General features: G+C 45.7%; 13 protein-coding genes. 4 read left to right on the forward strand and 9 right to left on the reverse strand.

Translation table 11 applies throughout. From position 1 onward, the window contains the following. The first annotated feature begins 114 nt into the window (after nt 1-114). The 3 genes from htpG (at nt 115) to gdhA (ending at nt 5,560) form a co-directional block, all read left to right on the forward strand. Nucleotides 115-2,058, forward strand: coding sequence for a molecular chaperone HtpG (htpG, locus tag ACFBZI_RS05950; RefSeq protein WP_375715481.1), 1,944 nt, complete (start codon nt 115-117; stop codon nt 2,056-2,058). A gap of 288 nt (nt 2,059-2,346) precedes the next feature. Continuing rightward, complete coding sequence (locus ACFBZI_RS05955; protein ID WP_375715482.1) at nt 2,347-3,732, forward strand: C13 family peptidase; 1,386 nt, start codon at nt 2,347-2,349, stop codon at nt 3,730-3,732. A gap of 487 nt (nt 3,733-4,219) precedes the next feature. Next, nucleotides 4,220-5,560: an NADP-specific glutamate dehydrogenase gene (gdhA, locus tag ACFBZI_RS05960; RefSeq protein WP_375715483.1), complete on the forward strand. Its 1,341-nt coding sequence runs from the start codon at nt 4,220-4,222 to the stop codon at nt 5,558-5,560. A gap of 432 nt (nt 5,561-5,992) precedes the next feature. On the opposite strand, the gene ACFBZI_RS05965 is transcribed toward gdhA, so the two are convergent. The 4 genes from ACFBZI_RS05965 to ACFBZI_RS05980 all read right to left on the reverse strand — a co-directional run bounded on the left by ACFBZI_RS05965 (nt 5,993) and on the right by ACFBZI_RS05980 (nt 10,067). Then, the gene (locus ACFBZI_RS05965) at nt 5,993-6,823 is read right to left on the reverse strand and encodes a sulfite exporter TauE/SafE family protein (RefSeq protein ID WP_375715484.1); all 831 of its coding nucleotides are present in this window, start codon (nt 6,821-6,823) and stop codon (nt 5,993-5,995) included. Continuing rightward, nucleotides 6,820-7,005 carry a cbb3-type cytochrome oxidase assembly protein CcoS gene (gene ccoS, locus ACFBZI_RS05970; RefSeq protein ID WP_375715485.1) on the reverse strand — a complete coding sequence of 62 codons (186 nt, stop codon included), beginning with the start codon at nt 7,003-7,005 and terminating at the stop codon, nt 6,820-6,822. The genes ACFBZI_RS05965 and ccoS overlap by 4 nt, the downstream gene beginning before the upstream one ends. A gap of 168 nt (nt 7,006-7,173) precedes the next feature. Then, complete coding sequence (locus tag ACFBZI_RS05975) at nt 7,174-8,763, reverse strand: protein adenylyltransferase SelO family protein (RefSeq protein WP_375715486.1); 1,590 nt, start codon at nt 8,761-8,763, stop codon at nt 7,174-7,176. A gap of 119 nt (nt 8,764-8,882) precedes the next feature. Continuing rightward, entirely contained in the window at nt 8,883-10,067 is a 1,185-nt protein-coding gene (locus ACFBZI_RS05980; RefSeq protein ID WP_375715487.1) for an acyl-CoA desaturase, read from the reverse strand. 505 nt (nt 10,068-10,572) lie between these two features. Here ACFBZI_RS05980 and ACFBZI_RS05985 point away from each other — a divergent pair. Further along, entirely contained in the window at nt 10,573-11,283 is a 711-nt protein-coding gene (locus ACFBZI_RS05985; RefSeq protein ID WP_375715488.1) for a TetR/AcrR family transcriptional regulator, read from the forward strand. A 215-nt stretch (nt 11,284-11,498) separates the two neighbouring features. Here ACFBZI_RS05985 and ACFBZI_RS05990 read toward each other — a convergent pair whose 3' ends face one another. From ACFBZI_RS05990 to hemB, 5 genes are all read right to left on the reverse strand, one after another. Then, complete coding sequence (locus ACFBZI_RS05990; RefSeq protein ID WP_375715489.1) at nt 11,499-12,893, reverse strand: APC family permease; 1,395 nt, start codon at nt 12,891-12,893, stop codon at nt 11,499-11,501. 337 nt (nt 12,894-13,230) lie between these two features. Next, entirely contained in the window at nt 13,231-14,001 is a 771-nt protein-coding gene (locus ACFBZI_RS05995) for a pteridine reductase (protein ID WP_375716324.1), read from the reverse strand. 216 nt (nt 14,002-14,217) lie between these two features. Then, nucleotides 14,218-15,390, reverse strand: a complete 1,173-nt coding sequence (locus ACFBZI_RS06000; RefSeq protein WP_375715490.1) for a tRNA nucleotidyltransferase/poly(A) polymerase-related protein — start codon at nt 15,388-15,390, stop codon at nt 14,218-14,220. A 289-nt stretch (nt 15,391-15,679) separates the two neighbouring features. Then, nucleotides 15,680-18,013 carry an NADP-dependent malic enzyme gene (locus ACFBZI_RS06005; RefSeq protein ID WP_375715491.1) on the reverse strand — a complete coding sequence of 778 codons (2,334 nt, stop codon included), beginning with the start codon at nt 18,011-18,013 and terminating at the stop codon, nt 15,680-15,682. A 315-nt stretch (nt 18,014-18,328) separates the two neighbouring features. Continuing rightward, nucleotides 18,329-19,330: a porphobilinogen synthase gene (gene hemB, locus ACFBZI_RS06010; protein ID WP_375715492.1), complete on the reverse strand. Its 1,002-nt coding sequence runs from the start codon at nt 19,328-19,330 to the stop codon at nt 18,329-18,331. Between the last annotated feature and the right edge of the window lie 366 nt (nt 19,331-19,696).

Here is a 19,696-nt window from a genome sequence, read left to right on the forward strand (position 1 = left end):
TGATGGCATTTTTGATGTGAGAATTTGACTTGAAAAATTGGCAATTATCCTTATTTTTATCATCATCAAATTTTTATCCATCAAATTAACAAAATAGAAAACGGAGCAATCATCATGAGTGATGTCAATCAACAAACCGCCCATCATTTTGAAGCTGAAGTGGCACAGCTGTTGCATTTGGTAACGCATTCTTTGTATTCAAATGCCGATATTTTTGTGCGTGAATTGGTGTCTAACGCATCGGACGCTTGCGACAAATTACGCTTTTTGGCGACAAGCGATGACAGCCTGTACGAAAACGATGGCGAGCTTGCCATTCGCATTGATATTGATCAAGCCGCCAACACCATCAGCATCAGCGACAACGGCATCGGCATGAACCAAGTGGACGCCATCGAGCACTTGGGGACGATTGCCAAATCAGGCACTAAGGCGTTTTTGGACAAATTGTCCGAAAGCGACAAAAAAGACGGCAATCTGATTGGTCAATTTGGCGTGGGCTTTTATTCAGGATTTATCGTTGCCGACACCATCACCGTGGATAGCCGTAAAGCTGGCGAGCCATCAAGCAGTGGCGTGCGTTGGGTGTCTGATGGTACAGGGCAATTTACCACCCAAGCCATTGATAAGCCAAGCCGTGGCACGACCATCACGCTACACCTAAAAGACGAGTACGCAGGCGAAGGCGAAGATGCGACCAATTATTTAAACCGCCACACCATCAAAGCGTTGGTTAATAAATATTCAGATCATATCAGCTTGCCGATTTTGATGCGTAAAGAAGTTTGGCAAGATGAGCTGGACGATGATGGACAAGCGACGGGCAAGGGCGAATATATCCTAACGGACGAATACGAAACCATCAACCAAGCCAATGCACTATGGACTCGCAGCCCAAGCGACATCACAGACGAAGAATATCACGAGTTTTACAAAAACCTAAGCTATGACTACGCCGATCCGCTGGCTCATACGCACAACCGTGTCGAAGGCCGTGTGCAGTACACGCAGCTTTTGTATATCCCAAGCAAAGCCCCAATGGATCTGTACGCACGAGAGCAGCAGCGTGGGCTAAAACTGTATGTCAAGCGTGTCTTTATTATGGAGGATGCCGAGCAGCTGCTACCGATGTATTTACGCTTTGTCAAAGGGGTGATTGACACTGCCGATTTGCCGCTGAATGTCAGCCGTGAAATCCTGCAAGAATCTCGTGATGTCAAGGCAATCCGTGACGGCAATGCTCGCCGTGTTTTGACTTTGCTTGCCAGCCTTGCCAACTCTGAAGATGCCGACAAGCAAGCCAAATTTGCCGATTTTTATCGTGAATTTGGCGATGTGCTAAAAGAAGGCTTGGGCGAAGATCAGAGCAATCAAGATCGCATCGCCAAGCTGCTACGCTATGCCACCAGCAGCGATGACACGCTATCAACAGGCTTTGGCGATTATAAGGCTCGCATGAAAGATGGACAAAAGGCGATTTATTATCTGACTGCCGACAGCCTAACCGCCGCCAAAAACAGTCCGCAGCTGGAGCTATTTAACAAAAAAGGCATCGAAGTCATTCTGATGACATCTCGTGTGGACGAGTGGGCGATGAACTTTATGCACGAGTTTGACGGCACGCCATTACAAAACATCGCCAAGGGTGCGGTGGATTTGGGCGATTTGACGGACGAAGCCGAAAAACAAGAAGCCAAACAAGCCGAAGAAAACCTAAAACCTGTGGTTGATAAGCTAAAAACCACCTTGGGTGAGCGTGCCAAAGATGTGCGTGTTTCAAGCCGTTTGGTGGACAGCCCTGCTTGCTTAGTGGTGGGCGATGGTGAGCTGACACCGCAGATGGTACAAATGCTCAAAGCCATGGGACAGCCTGTGCCTGATGTCAAGCCAACCCTTGAGATTAACCCAAATCACCCATTGATTGGCAAGTTAGAAAACAGCCAAGATTTTGATGATTTGGCTCAGGTGATTTTTGACCAAGCACTGCTTGCCGATGGCGGACAGCTTGACGATCCTGCAGGCTACCTTAAGCGAGTCAATAAGCTGTTGATGGGCTAATTATCAACCACTAACTATTATTAACTATCAATCAGCAATCGCCAATTTTCATTGTTGATTGGTAATTATCAATGAAGCCATCGTTAAGGTGGCTTTGTTGATGGTAAATGATGGCTGATGATGGTTGGTGCTGACAAATCGGCTTTGCCAGTTTATCAGACTGGCAAGTTTGCGGTTTTAGATGGCAAATGTCGATGTTATGCTATAAAATTTTTATTGATATGGTCATTGATACGGCGTGATGTGCTACAATAGCTTAACTTTTTGACACTGATTTTCGGAAGTTCAATGGGTTTTTTCTCAAATTTTTTCTCAAATCTGGGTGCGTCCTTGTGGATGTTGGCAGGTAGCACACGAGCATTTGGCATGGCAAAGCCGACCTTTGCCCAGTTTGTGTTTTTTATGCTGGTGGCGTTGTCGGTCAATATTTTGTTTGCTTGGCTGGTGGCATCGCCTGACAGCTATTTTAACGAACAAGGACTCATCAGCTATCTGGTTTGGCCGACCATCATTGTCGCCGCTGGGATTATTGTTGCCCAGCGTTCGCTGAATTATTCGCTCTTGTTTGTGCCAGCGATTTTGTGGCTGGCGGCAGATACCTTGTTGGTATTGTTTCAAAGTAGCATTCAGTTTTTGGAAAATGAAGCTTGGCTACCGTATTGGTTGCACAGCATTTTGCCTACGGTGTTTTTGCTGCTGTTTGTTTGGCAGACGACAGCATTGCTGCTGATTTTTGCCAAACGCTTTGGCTGGCCTTGGTGGGAGCGGCTTTTAATGCTGATTGCTACCATTGCCCTATTGGTAGTTTGGCAAAAAAACACCATCAATCAGCCAATTTTTAAGACCGATGAAGTGGTGATTGAGCTTGACGAAGAAGCGTTTTATCGCCAGTCGCAAGTGTTTGAGCAGGCACTGAACAATTTGGCAGTCCAACAAAAAGGCCGGCACGATTGGTATTTTTTGGGCGTGGCGGCCTATGCTGATCAAGATGTGTTCGCCAGTGAAATTACCCAAATTCGCCAGCTGTTCGATGTTCGCTTTGGCACCAATACACGCTCTTTGACACTGATTAATAATCCCAAAACTTGGGGCGATTATCCGATTGCCACACGCACAGGCATCGAGCAGAGCCTAAACCGCATCGCCGAGCGTATGGACACGGACGAAGATGTTTTGTTCATGGTGTTAAGCTCACATGGCACGGTCAATGAGTCCAACGAGCCAACAGGCGAGATTGCCGTCAATAATCCGCCGCTGAGCTTACGCCAAATTGACCCGTTTTGGCTAAAAAATGCCCTAGATCAATCTGGTATCCGCTGGCGAGTGATTGTCGTTTCTGCTTGCTATTCTGGCAGTTTTATTGATGTGCTAAAAGACCCTTATACTTTGATTATCACCGCTTCTAAGGCGAACAAAGCATCGTTTGGCTGTACTGATGATGCACAGATGACTTATTTTGGGCGGGCGTTTTTTGCCGAGAGTATGCGACAAAACAGCGACATCATGCAGGCGTTTTATGCCGCTGTCCCAAAAATCAAAGAGCGTGAGATTTTGATGGGCTTTGAGCCGTCCGAGCCGCAGATGGCAGTCGGTGAGATGATGCAGCTGGCATTGCCTGAACTCCAAAAAACTTTATTTAACCATCATAAAGATACGGCATTGGCCAATGATTAAGACAATGATCGAGCTGATAAAATCAATCTAACTACAATCAAGAACAACAAAACCTAAACCCCAACCGCCATAAATGCCTGCAAATGCGTTTTATGGCGGTTTTTGTTTTTGCTGGGATTTTTTGCAAAAGAAAAAAAAAGGTTATTTTTGGTAAAAATTGGCAAAACTTGATGAATATGATGAGAATTGATAAAAACTTAATGAGATTTGGATAAAAATTTGTCATCATGCCAAAATCGTATCAAAAATTTGTACATTATTTTATAAAAAAATACCCAACATAACGCCCAAAAAACTGCTTGTAATTTATGCAAAATCTAGGTATATTATATTTGCTTATGATATTACAAGTTTTTATTATGTATCCATGATGAATAAGCAACCATTCATCATAAAAAGCTGAAAACTGCCATTCATAAAAAACTGTAATATTGGGGTCAAACTTGGGTATGTTACCCTTTTTCTCTAACCTTGAGGGCTTTTGCAAATGAGTATTCAATCTGCCGTTGAACATGTTCAAAAAAACTACGCACACCAACCTGAATTTATCCAAGCGGTTCAAGAAGTCGCCATGACCATTGAGCAAGTCTATGCCGACAATCCCAAGTTTGCCGAGCTAAAAGTATTTGAGCGTCTGTGCGAGCCTGACCGTATCATCAGCTTCCGTGTGAACTGGGAAAATGACAAGGGCGAAGTGCAAGTAAACCGTGGCTGGCGTGTCCAATTCAGCAATGCCATCGGCCCTTATAAAGGCGGTTTGCGTTTTCACCCAACAGTTAATGAAGGCGTGCTAAAATTCTTGGGCTTTGAGCAGATTTTCAAAAATGCCCTAACTGGCTTGCCAATGGGTGGCGGTAAAGGCGGCTCTGACTTTGACCCTAAAGGCAAATCAGATGCAGAAATCCGTCGTTTCTGCTACGCATTCATGCGTGAGTTGCATAAAAATATCGGCAAAGACATGGACGTGCCAGCAGGCGACATCGGTGTTGGCGGTCGTGAAGTGAACTATATGTTCGCTATGTACAAAAACTTAACTCGTGAATACGAAGGTGTTTTGACTGGTAAGGGCGTGGGCTTTGGTGGCAGCTTGATTCGCACCGAAGCGACAGGTTATGGTTTGGTGTATTTCTTGGATTATATGCTAAAAGCCAACAACGACAGCCTAGATGGTAAAACTGTCCTAGTTTCAGGTGCAGGCAATGTGGCACAATACGCTGCCGAAAAAGCCTTGCAGTTGGGCGGTAAAGTCATCACTTTCTCAGACTCTCAAGGCACTTTGTACGATGCCGATGGTTTTACCCAAGAAAAAATCGACTGGGTAAAAGCCCAAAAAGACGCACGCAAGCCACTGTCTGAGTATGTGGCGAAGTTTGGCGGCGAATGGCTGGCTGGCGAAAAACCTTGGAAATTTGCTGCTGATGTTGCCTTGCCATGTGCCACCCAAAATGAAGTCAATGCCGAAGAAGCCAAGCAATTGGTCGCTGGCGGTGTCAAATATGTCGCTGAAGGGGCGAATATGCCACTGACTGCCGAAGCCATTGATGTGGTGCGTGAAAACGGCGTTACCTATGCACCGGGCAAAGCAGCAAACGCTGGCGGTGTGGCGGTTTCTGGTCTAGAAATGAGCCAAAACTCAGTGCGTCAGTACAAGAGCTTTGCTGAGCTTGACGAGAAGCTAAAAAATATCATGAAAAATATCCATGACAACTCTCGTGCCGCTGCCGAAAAATACGGCACAACCAAAGGTGCGATTGACTACATGACAGGTGCGAATGTCGCAGGCTTTACCCAAGTTGCCAACGCCTTGGTTGCCTACGGTATCCTGTAATTGCCAGCGTAACTACTAGTGTAATCACCAGAGATAATTACTGGTGATACCATCAAGCCAAGCCAATTTGGCAATGATAAAAAGCAGTCCGATTTGGGCTGCTTTTTTTTGGGCTATCTTTTGGGTGGTGGTTTGATCTGATGATACATACTGCGGTAGTGATTAAAAAAATAGCAAATCAATCAAAAATTTTGCTAAAACTGTTTGGCATTGCCAATGTTAATATCAATTTTAGTTTAAAAATTTTAAAAGATTTGGCAAATTGACTGCCTATTTACCAATGATTTATTGGTTAAAAAGTTATTAAAAAACTGCCATAAAACGCACCACTTAGGGCTTATGAATGACAATGAATAAAATCCCAAAAGTGGTGCTAAGTTTAATGATTGGCGATTTGCTTACCTGTTATTTTGTCATATCAATGATTTTGTATTAATGATCATGGTGATGATGCTCATGATGTGCGTGTGATTCGCCATGCATGTGATGATGGCTGTCGTGTCCATGTTGGCTATGGTCATGTTCGCCATGGTCGTGCATCATGTGTGAGCCATGCATATGGGCGTGGTCGTGGCCGCCGTGCATCATTTGCATAATCGGCATGCTAAAAGCAATGGCAAGCCCTGAGATGAGCATCACCACGCCGCTGAATTTACGCAAGTTGAAAGTGTGGATTTTGGATTTTAGCCATGTGACAACCGTGCCTGTGGCAAGCAGCATCGGCAAAGTCCCCAACCAAAAAAACAGCATAAAGGCGGTGGCGGTCAATCCTGCTTGTCCACCAGCTGCCAGCCCCAATGCCACACCCAACGCCCCATAAACCAAACCGCAGGGCAAAAATCCCCACAGCAGTCCTGCTGCCAGTGCTTTGGGTAGGTTATTGATGGGCAGCACTTTACTGCGTATCGGCGATAGAGCATTCCAAAGTCCCAAGCCTGCTTTTTCAAGGCGGCTAAGGGTGGGCACGCCAAGCATTAATAAAGCAGCGAGCACCAACGCACCGCCAAGCAGGTATTTTGGCATGACACTGTTTGCCAATAAAGGAGCAAGCACATGCTCACCAAAAGTCGCCACCACCCAGCCCAAGGCCACATAACTGCCCAAGCGTCCGATGTGATAGCTGAGTATTAATAAGGTTTTTTTGGCAGGTGAGCCTTGCATCGAGATGCCAAAAGCCGCCACAATACCGCCACACATACCCAGACAATGCGGCGAACCGAGTAGCCCCATGCTTAAGGCGGCAAAAATCAGTGCAGTGGTCATGGTTTGTCCTTGTTGGTTGTTGGGAGATTTTTGCGGCGTGCTTGACGGTCGTCCAGGATAATTTGCTCAGGGGCATTGTCCAAATCTTCGAATTGATTGGACTTGACGGCGTAATAAATCGCCCAAATCGCCACCACAAACAACATCAGGCTTAAAGGAATTAATAAATAAATACTTAACATGGTTAAACCCACACAGCCAAATTATGGGCTATTTTAACAAAAATATGCACAAAAATGTGAAAGTGTTGCAAATTTGCACAATTATTCATGCTTTATCGCTGATGGATAATGATTTGATTGCCATTTGCCGCCAGTATGCCAACAGTGTCCAATGTCTTATCCAGTGCCTTAGGATAAGCAGCTGACTGGATCGGCTTCATCAGGCAGTGCCATGCGTGTGTCGTTGGCAGTGGCACAGCTTTGGGTCTGATATGGCTGTTCTAGTAGGGCAAATAACCGTGCCACTTCGCCAAAATCGCCAGCGTCAGCGTGTTCGATGGCTTTTTGAGCCATGTGATTTCGTAGGATATAGACAGGATTGATGCGACTGATGATGGCGATGGCGTTATCTTTGTTGCTGATTTGCCCAATCAATGTACGATAATCAGCCGCCCAAGCGTGCCAATGTTCGTGAGCATCATGTGGCAGAGCGTGCATCAGTGTCTGCAGTAGGCGGTATTCGTGAGCATAACACAAAGGGTTGTCGCCATCATCAAGCACGGCAATCAGTGAGCGAAAGGTATTGGTGTAGTCTAGACGGTGCGTCTGCATTAATGCCAGTAACCGATAGCCCAAATCAAGGATTGTCGCTTGAGCTTGGGCATCGGCTGTGTGGTTATTGTCTAAGTTATCTAAACAACCCAAATTATCCAAATGATTAAAATCTGCCAATTGATCAAATTTGCCAAATCCATCAAAGCCAAGTTTGTGACACAGCCCATTTTGATAAGTGTCGGTTAGGACTTGCTCATAATCAGCCAAGGCGTGATCGATGTCATCTTGGGTGGTCAAATGCTTTAGGCTTTTAAAGGCAGTTGCCAAATTCCAATGGCCAATCATCGGCTGATTTTGGTAGCAGTAGCGTCCGTGGTGGTCGGAGTGGTTATTGATCCAAGTGGGGTTAAAGCCTTCCATAAAACCATATGGCCCAAAGTCCAAAGTCGTGCCAGTGATGTTTAAATTATCAGTATTCATCACGCCATGACTAAAGCCAATCAGCTGCCACTGGGCAATCATCTTGGCAGTGCGTTTGGCGATGTGTGCCATCAAGCCAGCCAAATCCACCGTCTGCGTGGCGGCGTCGTACAGCTCGGGGTAGTAGCTTTGGGCGATGAGATTGATAAATTTTATTAAACAATCTGGGGCGTACATTGCCACCCATTGCAAATGCCCCAAACGCACATGGCAATCACTCACACGCAATAACGCCGCCGCCTGCTCAACGGACTGGCGGTAGATTGGTGTATCAGAGACGACAAGCCCAATGGCATCTGATGAGCCAATACCAAGATGAGTCAGGGCATGGCCGCCCAGATATTCACGGATACTGCTTGCCAGCATCGCTCGCCCATCGCCGTGGCGTGAGTAGGGCGTGCGTCCAGCACCTTTTAGGTGCAAATCAATCAAGCGGCCATCAGCATCGGTAAGTTGGGCAATCAGTAGTCCCCGCCCATCGCCAAGCTGACCTGCCCACTGCCCAAACTGATGCCCTGCATACGCCATGGCAATCGGCTGCAGCCCATGCTCACTCAATGCCGCAAGTGCTGACAGACGCCCACTGATGACATCGCACCAGTGATGATTATCCAGTGTCGCTAAGCCCAATTTGTTAATCAATCGCTGGTTGATTGCCACCAATTTGGGATTGTCAAGCGGTGTTGGTGCGATATGCCGATACAGACGGTCATCGTGTTTTAGATAATCATGCACAAATTTCATCACGCCATGCCCAGTTGTTATTACTGATAAAAAACCCTTTGCCCATCATAAAGGCAAAGGGTCGCTAAAGCAAGTTGTCTTGCAGGCTATCTGACAAATTTACCTAAAATCAGCCGCCGTTAGACTTTGGCAGTTTTACCTTTTAATTGTAAAAATGCCTGCTCAATGTGCTTGCTGTGTGCCAAGATTTTTTGTTCAACTTGGACATATTGGGCTTTGAGCTTGTCGTCCGCTTCTTGTAGGCGATCAGCGATGGCGGCACGCTTAAGCTCGATGGCTTGGGCTTTTAGGGCGTGCCATTCTTCGACAGTTTTGGTAAATTCGTCATATTCGGCACTGATGCGTTCTTTAAATGCCGCCAAACGCTCGTCCAAACTTGGTTCAGCACCTTTGGCGATGCGAGCTTGGGCACGCTTAAACTGCATGGTAACTTCGGCGTGCTTGATGGTCAAGTCGTCCACTCGTTTTAGATTATCCGCCAAGCCAATCTTAGACAGCAGACCGATGAACCACTTGGTTGGGTCGTATTGCCACCATTTGACGCCATTGCGATAGTCGTATTGGAAATAATGATGGTAATTGTGATAACCTTCGCCCCAAGTTACGATGGCCAGCAGCGGATTATCTCGTGCGGTGTTTTCATCGGTATAAGGGCGTGTACCGAACATATGGCACAGCGAGTTGATAAAGAAAGTGAAATGATGCGTCAATACCAAGCGTAACAGCCCAGCAATCAAAAAAGTCCCCAGCATATCGCCAGTGATTAGGCCGGCAGCACCGACGACGATGACATTGGTGATAATCACCCAAAAGCCATAATAGCGATGTTGTAAGCTCAGCAGTTTGTCTTTTTTAAGATCAGGGATATTTTTGTAGTCGTATTGACCGCTTGGATATTTGTGCAGCATCCAATCCATATGGCTAAACCAAAAACCACGGCGTGCCGAGTATGGATCATCATATTCATCATCGACATGGCGGTGATGCGTGCGATGCCCAGAACACCAGTCAAAGGCAGAACTTTGCACCGCCAAAGTCGCCCCCAAAAGCAAGAAATATTTGACAATTGGGTGTGCTTCGTAGGATTTGTGGGCCCACAGGCGGTGATAACCTGCGGTGATGGATAAGCCCGTCCATGCCATAAATACCGCAAAAGCAGTCCAAACGGCAGGATTGACCCCATGATGCCACAGATACCAAGGCACCAAAATGATGGCAAGCAGCGGCGTTGATAATAGCACAATGGCAGGCACCCAGTTGATGGGGGCGTTTTTAAAGGCTTCAGGATTGCGTTCGATACTCATAAACGATAATATCCTATAAAAGGTGGCAAACCAAAAAAGAACGAACAAAGTTTAGATAAACATAAAGTTTTTAAAAACTGGATAATCATTCCAAAAATTCATACAAGCTTGGTCAATGTGATAAAAATAAAACCTAAAAACAAAGCAAGCGATAACAAAGCTTTTGGGCGATTAACCACATCAATCATGCTATCATAAATCACTATAAAAGTGAACAATTATTCACATAAATTTGGCACTAAATTGTAACAACCTTGATAAATTTATCATCGCCACCATCAAAAGCGAATATTGGCAAGATTTTGCTAAGTATTTATTCACAATTTGCCAAAAATGTGTTAAAAATTTGCCAAGCATTTACCGAAAGTTTGCCAAAAATATACCAAAAATACGCCAAGATTTTAGTAAAAATCGCTAAACATACCGATTGCAACTTGCAAAAAATAAGCAATTTTGATATGTTTTGTCATGGTTTAAAATTGACTAGATAACAAAAGGGCAACTGATGACAAGTCGTAAACAGCAGTTTGAACTGCGAGAAAAAAACATTTTGCAGACCGCAGAGCAACTGCTTTTGGAGTCTGGCGAAGGGGATTTGACCTTAGACAGTTTGGCGTTGCAGCTGGATTTGGCAAAAGGCACTTTGTACAAGCATTTTGCCAGTAAAGATGAGCTTTTGTTGCGTGTGCTGATTGATTATGAAAAACGCAAATTGGGCATGATTACTGTCGAAGATGGGGCTGGGGCAGGCGTGGCGCGCTTGGTGTTGCAGCTGCTGAATTTGCCACATCGGGCGATTTTATTTAATCACATCGAAGAGCGGCTGTCGTCCACAACATCAGGGCTAAATAAACTGTTTGCCGAGCTGTACCGTGTCCGCCGTGAGCGTATGGCGTATATGCTAAAAATCGTGCAAGCGTATATCGTTGAGCAAAATAGCATGATTAATATCCGTGATTATATGGCGACTTTGTACGCTGTGGGGCAAGGTGGTGCTAGCCTGCTCAATTCCAGTTTTTATCAGCGGTATCTGGGCAGGCGTGATACGCTAAAATCTGCTTTGGTGCGACAAATGCTTGATTTGCCACGCCTATACCCAAGAGATGATGATGCGTTGGGCGATGACGATTTGCAGCAACGCCTGCTCAACGCCAACAAAGACATGAGCGAAGAAGAAATCCGCCAAATCGCCGATGCCATCGGTCGCACGCTGTGAGTTGGCTTTTGGGCTGATTTTGAAATTTTCATTGCTAAATTTTTCAAGTATTGCAAAAATTTTGTTAAAATTTTCAATCTATCAATTTTAAAAAAAACCTTTAAAAACCACTGCAAATCATCATGTTGCCATAAAAGAAAATGCCCTAAATTTTAAACTTAGGGCATTTTTTAATCAATATTAAATCAACATAGAATTAAGATTTATTGGAATCATTAGACATCTTCTTTGTATTGTGGGACAGGCTGCTTAAAGCCACGGGTTTTGATACCCAGCCAAATAAAGCCAATCGCCGCCCAGAACAGACCAACTTTCAACGAAGTTTCATCAACTTCCAGCCACATCAAGAACACGCTGATAAAGCCCAAAATCGGAACGATGATGTAGTTAAAGACATCGCCGCCAGACTTAACAAGGCGATTACGCAAGGCATAATGGAAAATCACCGAGATATTGACAAAACTAAAGGCAGTCAACGCACCAAAGCTGATCAAATCAACAACCGTATCCAGATTGATAAAACCTGCCGTCAAGGCGATAGCACCAGCGATCAGAATGTTATTGACAGGCGTGCGTAGTTTTGGGTGAATCTGACCAAAAATACGCTTACTAATCACGCCATCACGACCCATGACATACATCAAGCGAGAGACACCAGCGTGTGCTGAGATGCCTGATGCCATGACCGTAACGATGGCAAAGCCTAGTACCCAGCCTTGGAATACCGCACCGCCGACAATTTTTAGAATGTCAGGCTGCGTCCCTTCGGCGACAGCATCGCCAAAGTAACCCAGAGCATCGCCCGGGAAATACAGCTGCATAAAGTAAGTGCTGATAATAAAGATAATCCCTGCAAATAGCGAAGTTAGGAACATGGCTCTTGGCAAGGTTTTCTTGACATCTTTGGTTTCTTCGGCAAGGCTGGAGAGTGCATCAAACCCTGTAAAAGAAAAACACAAAATGGTTGCACCGCCGATAACTTTACCGATATCGGTCATCTCACTCCAAAATGGCGTCAAGCTCCACAGCTGATAGGCGTTGGTAGCATCAATCATGCCATCGGCATTACGACCAGCTTCTAGCTGCTGGAAGGTCATAAAGGTGAACAAAATGATAATCGCCAACTGCACAAAGACAATCCAGCTGTTAAAATAGGCAACGATTTTTGAGCCAAACAGATTGACAATCGTCATCAAAGCGGTCAAGCTAATGACCCAAACCCAGTGATTGACCGATGGGAAAAGGGCTTCTAAATACAATACCGCAAGGATAATATTCACCAATGGCGACAGTAGATAATCCAGCCAACTTGACCAGCCAACCATAAAGCCCATCGATGGGTTGATGGCTTTTTGGGTATAAGTATAAGCCGAGCCAGATGACGGATAAGCACGAATCATGTGTCCGTAGCTGACCGAAGTCAAAAGCACCGCAAGCAAGGCAAAAACATAAGAAAGGGGAACATGGCCAATACTGGCATCAGACACTTGGCCAAAAGTATCAAGCAAGGTCATGGGCTGAATATAAGCCAAGCCGATGATGATGATGTGCCAAAGGCTCAGATTTCGCTGCAAGCGAGCGACATTTGAAGTGGGTAGAGTATTATTCAACGATGGTATTCCTTTTAAGTGTGCAAAAATGCAGCCAACACAAAAAGAGAACTAAAGCTTCATCGTACCAAACGCAAGGTTTGATGGTGATTCGATTAGGCTATCTGCTCCAATTTTAGAAAAAAAACACAAAAGAAAGTGGCTACCAATCTTGCCATACTGTAACAGCAAATTGATAACCATGTAAAGTTGGCAAATTTTAGCCGAAAAATTCGCTTTTGTCAGCAATTTTTTGAAAAATTTGCCAAAATATCTGTAAAAAAATTTATTAATAAAAAATCTGCAAGTCGCCAAAAACGCTTCTATGCCAAAACCTGCGATCATTTGGCATCACTGATTAGCCGCCCTTAATGGTCAGGCTGCGACCGCCATCAACGGCGATGATTTGCCCTGTGATGTAGGGACTGCCAGCCAAAAACAGCACCGTCTGAGCGATGTCATCAGGCGTGCCGATACCAGCCAAAGGCACTGATGCGGTGAGAGCGGCTTGGGTTTGGCTGTTTAGCTCGGGGTTTTGGTCGTCATCGGGGAAAATATTGACACCGGGGGCGACGCCGTTAATGCGGATTTTGGGTGATAGCTCTAATGCCAGACTCTGCACCATCATGCGATGAGCGGCCTTTGCCATATTATAGATGGGATAGCCAACAAAGGGCTGGCGGTCGGCATGAATGTCTAGCAGGCTGATGATGTTGCCTTGAGTGTCCTGCAAGGCGGACAAAAACGCCTGCGTAAGCAGCAAAGGGGCTTTGGCATTGGTCAGCATCAAATCCTGCCAGTGTGATAGTAAAATCTCATGCGTGGCTTGTAAATCGGTCGCATAAAAACTGGACGCATTATGCACCAACACATCTAGCCTGCCAAACATCGCCAAGCAGTCAGTGGCAAACTGTGCCAAAGCCTGTTTGTCATTGACAATTTGTAAGTCTGCCTGAATAATCTTAGCACTGCCAGCTCGCTTGGCATTGAGCATATCGGCCAAATCTTGTGCTTGCTGATGGCTGTGGTGATAATGAATAATCACCTGATAGCCAGCTTGGTGCAGCACTTGGGCGATGGCAGCACCGATACGCCGAGCACCCCCTGTGATGAGTGCGGTTTTTGTCATCTCTTGCATAATATTCATATCATCTTAAAATTTAATTTTAAATTTGTGGATAAATTGTTTAAAAATCTGCCCAATTAAAGCCATCAAAATCAAAGTTATCAAATCAAAATTGCCAAAATCTAAGCCATTAAAACCACACGCCAAGCAAATCTGGGCAAATTTGGACAATTTTAGGCAAATTTAAGCAAACCCAAAATCCAAATCAACGAACGCTAGCTAAAATATCGTCAAAGCCGTCGCCATCTGAAAATTGCCCAAAAGTCCATGCAGGGCAATGCGGCGTTGGCGTGTCAGCTCATCGCCGATGGCTTTGCCAGTGAGCGTGCGATCAATATTTGCCATGCTGACGCTTTGATGGCGATGAATGGCATCATCAAGCCACGATGCAGGATAGGGCATGGGGGCGTTTTGGTAAAGTTGGCAAGCGTCATACAGCTGCGTCAGTAGCGTGCTGTCCTTGTGTGCTTTGGTGTGTTCAATCAGTGTCAATAGCTCATCACTGCTGATGGCAGGCAGCTTAAGCAGCGTTTGATGATGATTGGCAAAGGCATGGATAAACTGGGCGATGGCTTTGGGGGCGTTGAGCCGTTTTAGGCAGTCGCTGATGGCATCACTTGACAAATCAACAAACAGCATCGCCAGCCGTGTGGCAAGCGGTGCATTATTTTGGCAGGCGGTTTGTAAGCGGCTAATGGCAGCTTGGTAAATGCTTGGTTTGGCTAAAGCATCATCAAGCATCGGCAAAATATGACCCAAAATCTGCAACTGATGCAAACAAGTAATAAAGCAATGCCCTGCTGGGTACATCAAGGCACGAGCAAACTCCGCCCAAATGCGTTCACGGCTTAGGGTGCTAAGTTCGCCATCTTTGGCAATCTGCGTCATCAAGGCGGCAGTGCTGTCATGGATAACAAAACCAAGCGGTGATAAGCGTGCAAAAAACCGTGCCACTCGCAGCACTCGCAAGGGATCTTCGCTAAAAGCTGGGCTGACATGGCGTAAAATGCGATGCTTTAGATCGTCCAAACCGCCATAAAAATCCATCACCGTATCACCCATAGGTGTATCATCAAACAAGCCATGCACTGGCATCGCCAAGGCGTTGATGGTCAAATCTCGGCGTAATAAGTCATCTTCTAGCCGCACATCGGCAGATGCCTGTACGGTAAATGCCGTATGGCCTGTGCCAGTTTTTCGCTCAAGGCGTGCCAAGGCGTATTCGGCGTGCGTGTCAGGGTGTAAAAACACAGGAAAATCAGCACCGACTTGGCAAAAACCTTGTGCCAACAGCTCATCGGCGGTCGCTCCCACCACCATAAAATCCTTATCCGCCACAGGCAACCCAAGCAATGCATCACGCACCGCACCGCCAACCAAATATACTTGCATGATTTTTCCCAGTTAATTTTAACCGCTATTTCGCTGTTTTGATGATTTAATATAGCAATTTTTTGAGCATTTGCCAAACCATTTCATGCAAGCAATTTGCCCATGATGGTCTTTTAAGTAATTTTTATGAAATTTTAATCAATTTATAAAATTTATCTAAATAAAATTTATAAAAAAATATTGATGAAATAGCAATAAAAAACGCCAGCAACTCTGGCTGGCATTTTATATTTTTACATCAAAGCATCAAATCGCACACGAAATGGAGCGAATTTTTGGCAATTAGCGTTTATTCGGCGTCCATTTTTTGGGCGTCGGTAACGACCACGGCGGTCATATTGACGATACGGCGAGCAGTCGATGCTGGTACTAGGATATGCACTGGCTTATCCGCACCCAATAAAATCGGACCGATGGCAGAGCCGCCGCTGGTTGCTTTTAGCAAATTAAAGGTGATATGAGCGGCGTCCAAAGTCGGCATAATCAGCAAGTTTGCCGAGCCGTGCAGTGTGCTAAATGGGTGATTTTGTTCACGCACACGCAAATCCAGTGCAGTGTCGCCATGCATTTCACCATCAAATTCAAAGTCCACATTCATATCACGCAAAATGTGGTAGGCTTCACGCATTTTGACGGCAGATTCACGCTGTGATGTACCAAAGTCAGAATGCGACAGCAGGGCAACACGGGGTTCAACGCCAAAACGACGCACGCTTTGGGCAGCCAAAATGGTCATCTCGGCAATCTGCTCGGCGGTTGGGTTTTCGTGAATGTATGGATCGGCGATAAACAAGGTGCGATCTTGTAAGATAACACCGCTCATGGCATAAAAATCGCTCACATCATCACGCTTGCCAATCACACGGCGGATATAATCCAAGTGCAAATCATAATAACCAAAAGTACCACACAGCAAGCCATTGGCATCGCCTTGCTCAACCATCATCGCACCCAGCAGTGAGCTTTTGCGACGCATATCACGGCGAGCCAGCTCGGCAGACACACCAAGGCGGTGGTTGGTTTGGTGATAATGTTGCCAGTATTGCTCGTGTTTTGGATTGTTGTTAATATCCACTACTTCCACATTTTGACCCAAATGCAGACGCAAGCCCAGCTCTTTGATTTGTGCTTCGATGACATCAGGGCGACCGATGACGATTGGCGTTGCCATGTTTTCATCAACCACCACCTGAACGGCACGCAAGACATTGGGATCTTCACCTTCGGCATAGACGATGCGTTTTGGTGCTTGCTTGGCTTGGGTAAAGACCGGCTTCATTGCCAAAGCAGTGTTATAGACAAATTCTGATAAAGTTTGACGATAAGCATCAAAATCTTCGATTGGCAAAGTCGCCACGCCAGTATCCATCGCTGCTTTGGCGACCGCTGGGGCGATATTTAGGATAAGATTTGGCTCAAGTGGGCCGGGGATCAGGTATTCACGACCAAATTGCTTGTTTTCAGTAACTTTGTCCGTTTCAGATAGAGAAACTTCGGTATGTGCCATGGCAGCGATGGCGTGAACACAGGCAATTTTCATCTCTTCATTGACGATTGTTGCCCCAACATCTAACGCACCACGGAAAATGTATGGGAAACACAGGGCGTTATTGACTTGGTTTGGATAGTCAGAGCGGCCAGTTGCCATGATGACATCTGAGCGAGCAGCGTGTGCCAGCTCTGGCATAATCTCAGGCGTTGGGTTGGCAAGGGCAAAGATAATCGGATCTTTTGCCATGCGTTTGACCATTTCAGGGGTCAAAATCCCTGGGCCTGACAGACCTAAGAAAAAGTCAGCATCGCCAATCACTTCGTCCAAAGTGGTGGCATCGGTATCTTGGGCAAAGCGTTGCTTAGATTCGTCCAAGTTTTCACGGCGAGTGGTAATCACACCACGAGAATCCAGCACAAAGATATTTGAGCGAGTTACGCCCAAAGCGATAATCAGCTCAAGGCAGCTGATGGCAGCGGCCCCTGCACCAGAGCAGACCACTTTGATGTTGGCGATGTCTTTTTTGACCAATTTTAGAGCGTTTAATAAGGCGGCGGCTGCGATAATCGCCGTGCCGTGCTGATCGTCGTGGAACACAGGAATATTCATGCGTTCACGCAATTCACGCTCAATCTTAAAGCATTCTGGTGCTTTGATGTCTTCTAGGTTGATACCGCCAAAAGTCGGCTCAAGGCTTGCGACCGCTTCGATGAACTTATCAGGATCGTTTTGGTTGATTTCGATATCAAAAACATCAATGCCGGCAAATTTTTTGAACAAAACGCCTTTACCTTCCATCACAGGCTTAGATGCCAACGCACCGATATTGCCCAAGCCCAGAACCGCTGTACCGTTGGTGATTACGCCAACCAAGTTATTGCGTGCGGTGTATTTGGCAGCCAATTTTGGGTCTTTTTCGATTTCAAGACATGGCACGGCAACACCGGGTGAATACGCCAAGGCAAGGTCACGCTGGTTGGCAATTTTTTTGGTGGGTGTTACAGAGATTTTGCCGGGGCGTGGGTGTTCGTGATAGTGTAGGGCAGCTTGCTCAAATTGCTGTTTTTGCAAATCGGCGTCAGAGCTTAAGGTAGCATCGACACTTTGAGTGTTAGGAACTGAAGTGCTCATAATATATCCATTGTGTAGCTAAATTGCCAAAATTGCCAAGCTGATGCTTGATGGCGTTAAAAAGTTTGGTTATTCTAGCATGATTTTTTGTTAAGCGGTAGGCAATCAGCAGCCGATTGTATGAAATTTTTTGGGGATATAATTAACCAAAAGATGGGTAGGGCAAACTGTGCCAAAATTGCATAACAAATTTGGCAGGTTGCATGAATTGATTGGGCGATTTGACAATTTGGGCAATAATAAATAAAAACACCAACGACACGCCACATCAGGCTGCCGCTGGTGCGATGACGGATAATTGCTTAATTTTGTAATTTAGCAATCATTAAGCAGGCGTGCGGCATCTAGAGCAAAATAAGTCAAAATGCCATCGCAGCCAGCACGACGAAAACCGATCAAACTTTCCAAAATTACCGCTTCGCTAAGCCAGCCGTTTTGGATAGCTGCCATGTGCATGGCATATTCGCCAGAGACTTGATAGGCATAAGTCGGCACGCCAAAGGTGCTTTTGACTTCACGCACGATGTCCAAATACGGCTGGCCGGGCTTGACCATCACCATATCAGCACCTTCTTTGATGTCCAATGCCACTTCGTGCAGGGCTTCGGCACGGTTGGCAGGGTCCATTTGGTATTGCTTTTTGTGGCCTTTTAGGTTGCCTGATGAGCCGACCGCATCACGAAATGGCCCATAGTAGGCAGATGCATATTTGGCAGAATACGCCATGATGGCGGTATTGACATAACCATGTGATTCTAGGGCATCACGCATCGCCTGAATGCGTCCGTCCATCATATCACTGGGTGAGATGACATCGGCACCAGCGGCGGCGTGGGCTAGGGTTTGCTTGACCAGAGCTTCGGTGGTGATGTCATTGATCACATAGCCAGTCTCATCGATGATGCCGTCTTGACCGTGCGTGGTATAAGGGTCTAGTGCCACATCGGTCATCACTATCATCTGTGGCACAGCGTCCTTGATGGCACGCACCGCACGCACCGCCAGCGTGTCGGCATGGTAGGCATTTTGCCCGTCGGCGGTTTTTAGGGCAGGGTCAATCACAGGAAAAATATCAATCATACGCACGCCAGCGGCATACAGCTCACGCACATATGCCACCAATAAATCGATGGAATAGCGATAGACATTGGGCATGCTGGCGATGCTTTGTTTTTGGTTTACCCCTTCGATGACGAACACAGGAGCAATCAGGTGGCACGCCGCCAAATGCGTCTCTTGCACCATCTCACGCAGTCCATCAGATGCACGCAAGCGGCGTAGGCGAGTGTTGGGAAATTGACGATTAAACTGATACATAAGCACCCCCATTGAATAATGATGATTATAAAATATCATTATAACAAATCATCTGCCAAAAGTGGGCGTTATCTGCTGATTCTTGGTTATTCTGGTAATTTTGATAATTTAACTTGGCAACTGAACTTTTGGCAATATGGCAAAACGATAAAATGGCAATATGACAAATGACAATATAGCAAAATGGGTAAAGTGGCAAAACGGCAAAGCCATTTAAAGCAAACAAATTTTGAAACCAAGCCGATTTATTCACCCCAAGCAATTTGATAAATCAATGAATTAACCAAATTGTCAATTTTTCAATAATTCCTTCAAATAACTGATTTAAAGATTGATTCAAATAATCAATTCAAATAATGGGCTGAT

It is taken from the genome of Moraxella marmotae, from assembly GCF_042219885.1.
In the GTDB taxonomy this organism is placed as follows: Bacteria; Pseudomonadota; Gammaproteobacteria; order Pseudomonadales; family Moraxellaceae; genus Moraxella; species Moraxella marmotae.

Bases quoted from the DNA above. Each gene is read 5' to 3' on its own strand.
- htpG (WP_375715481.1), top strand. From the start codon at position 115: ATGAGTGATGTCAATCAACAAACCGCCCATCATTTTGAAGCTGAAGTG.
- ACFBZI_RS05955 (WP_375715482.1), top strand. From the start codon at position 2,347: ATGGGTTTTTTCTCAAATTTTTTCTCAAATCTGGGTGCGTCCTTGTGG.
- gdhA (WP_375715483.1), top strand. From the start codon at position 4,220: ATGAGTATTCAATCTGCCGTTGAACATGTTCAAAAAAACTACGCACAC.
- ACFBZI_RS05965 (WP_375715484.1), bottom strand. From the start codon at position 6,823: ATGACCACTGCACTGATTTTTGCCGCCTTAAGCATGGGGCTACTCGGT.
- ccoS (WP_375715485.1), bottom strand. From the start codon at position 7,005: ATGTTAAGTATTTATTTATTAATTCCTTTAAGCCTGATGTTGTTTGTG.
- ACFBZI_RS05975 (WP_375715486.1), bottom strand. From the start codon at position 8,763: ATGAAATTTGTGCATGATTATCTAAAACACGATGACCGTCTGTATCGG.
- ACFBZI_RS05980 (WP_375715487.1), bottom strand. From the start codon at position 10,067: ATGAGTATCGAACGCAATCCTGAAGCCTTTAAAAACGCCCCCATCAAC.
- ACFBZI_RS05985 (WP_375715488.1), top strand. From the start codon at position 10,573: ATGACAAGTCGTAAACAGCAGTTTGAACTGCGAGAAAAAAACATTTTG.
- ACFBZI_RS05995 (WP_375716324.1), bottom strand. From the start codon at position 14,001: ATGACAAAAACCGCACTCATCACAGGGGGTGCTCGGCGTATCGGTGCT.
- ACFBZI_RS06000 (WP_375715490.1), bottom strand. From the start codon at position 15,390: ATGCAAGTATATTTGGTTGGCGGTGCGGTGCGTGATGCATTGCTTGGG.
- ACFBZI_RS06005 (WP_375715491.1), bottom strand. From the start codon at position 18,013: ATGAGCACTTCAGTTCCTAACACTCAAAGTGTCGATGCTACCTTAAGC.
- hemB (WP_375715492.1), bottom strand. From the start codon at position 19,330: ATGTATCAGTTTAATCGTCAATTTCCCAACACTCGCCTACGCCGCTTG.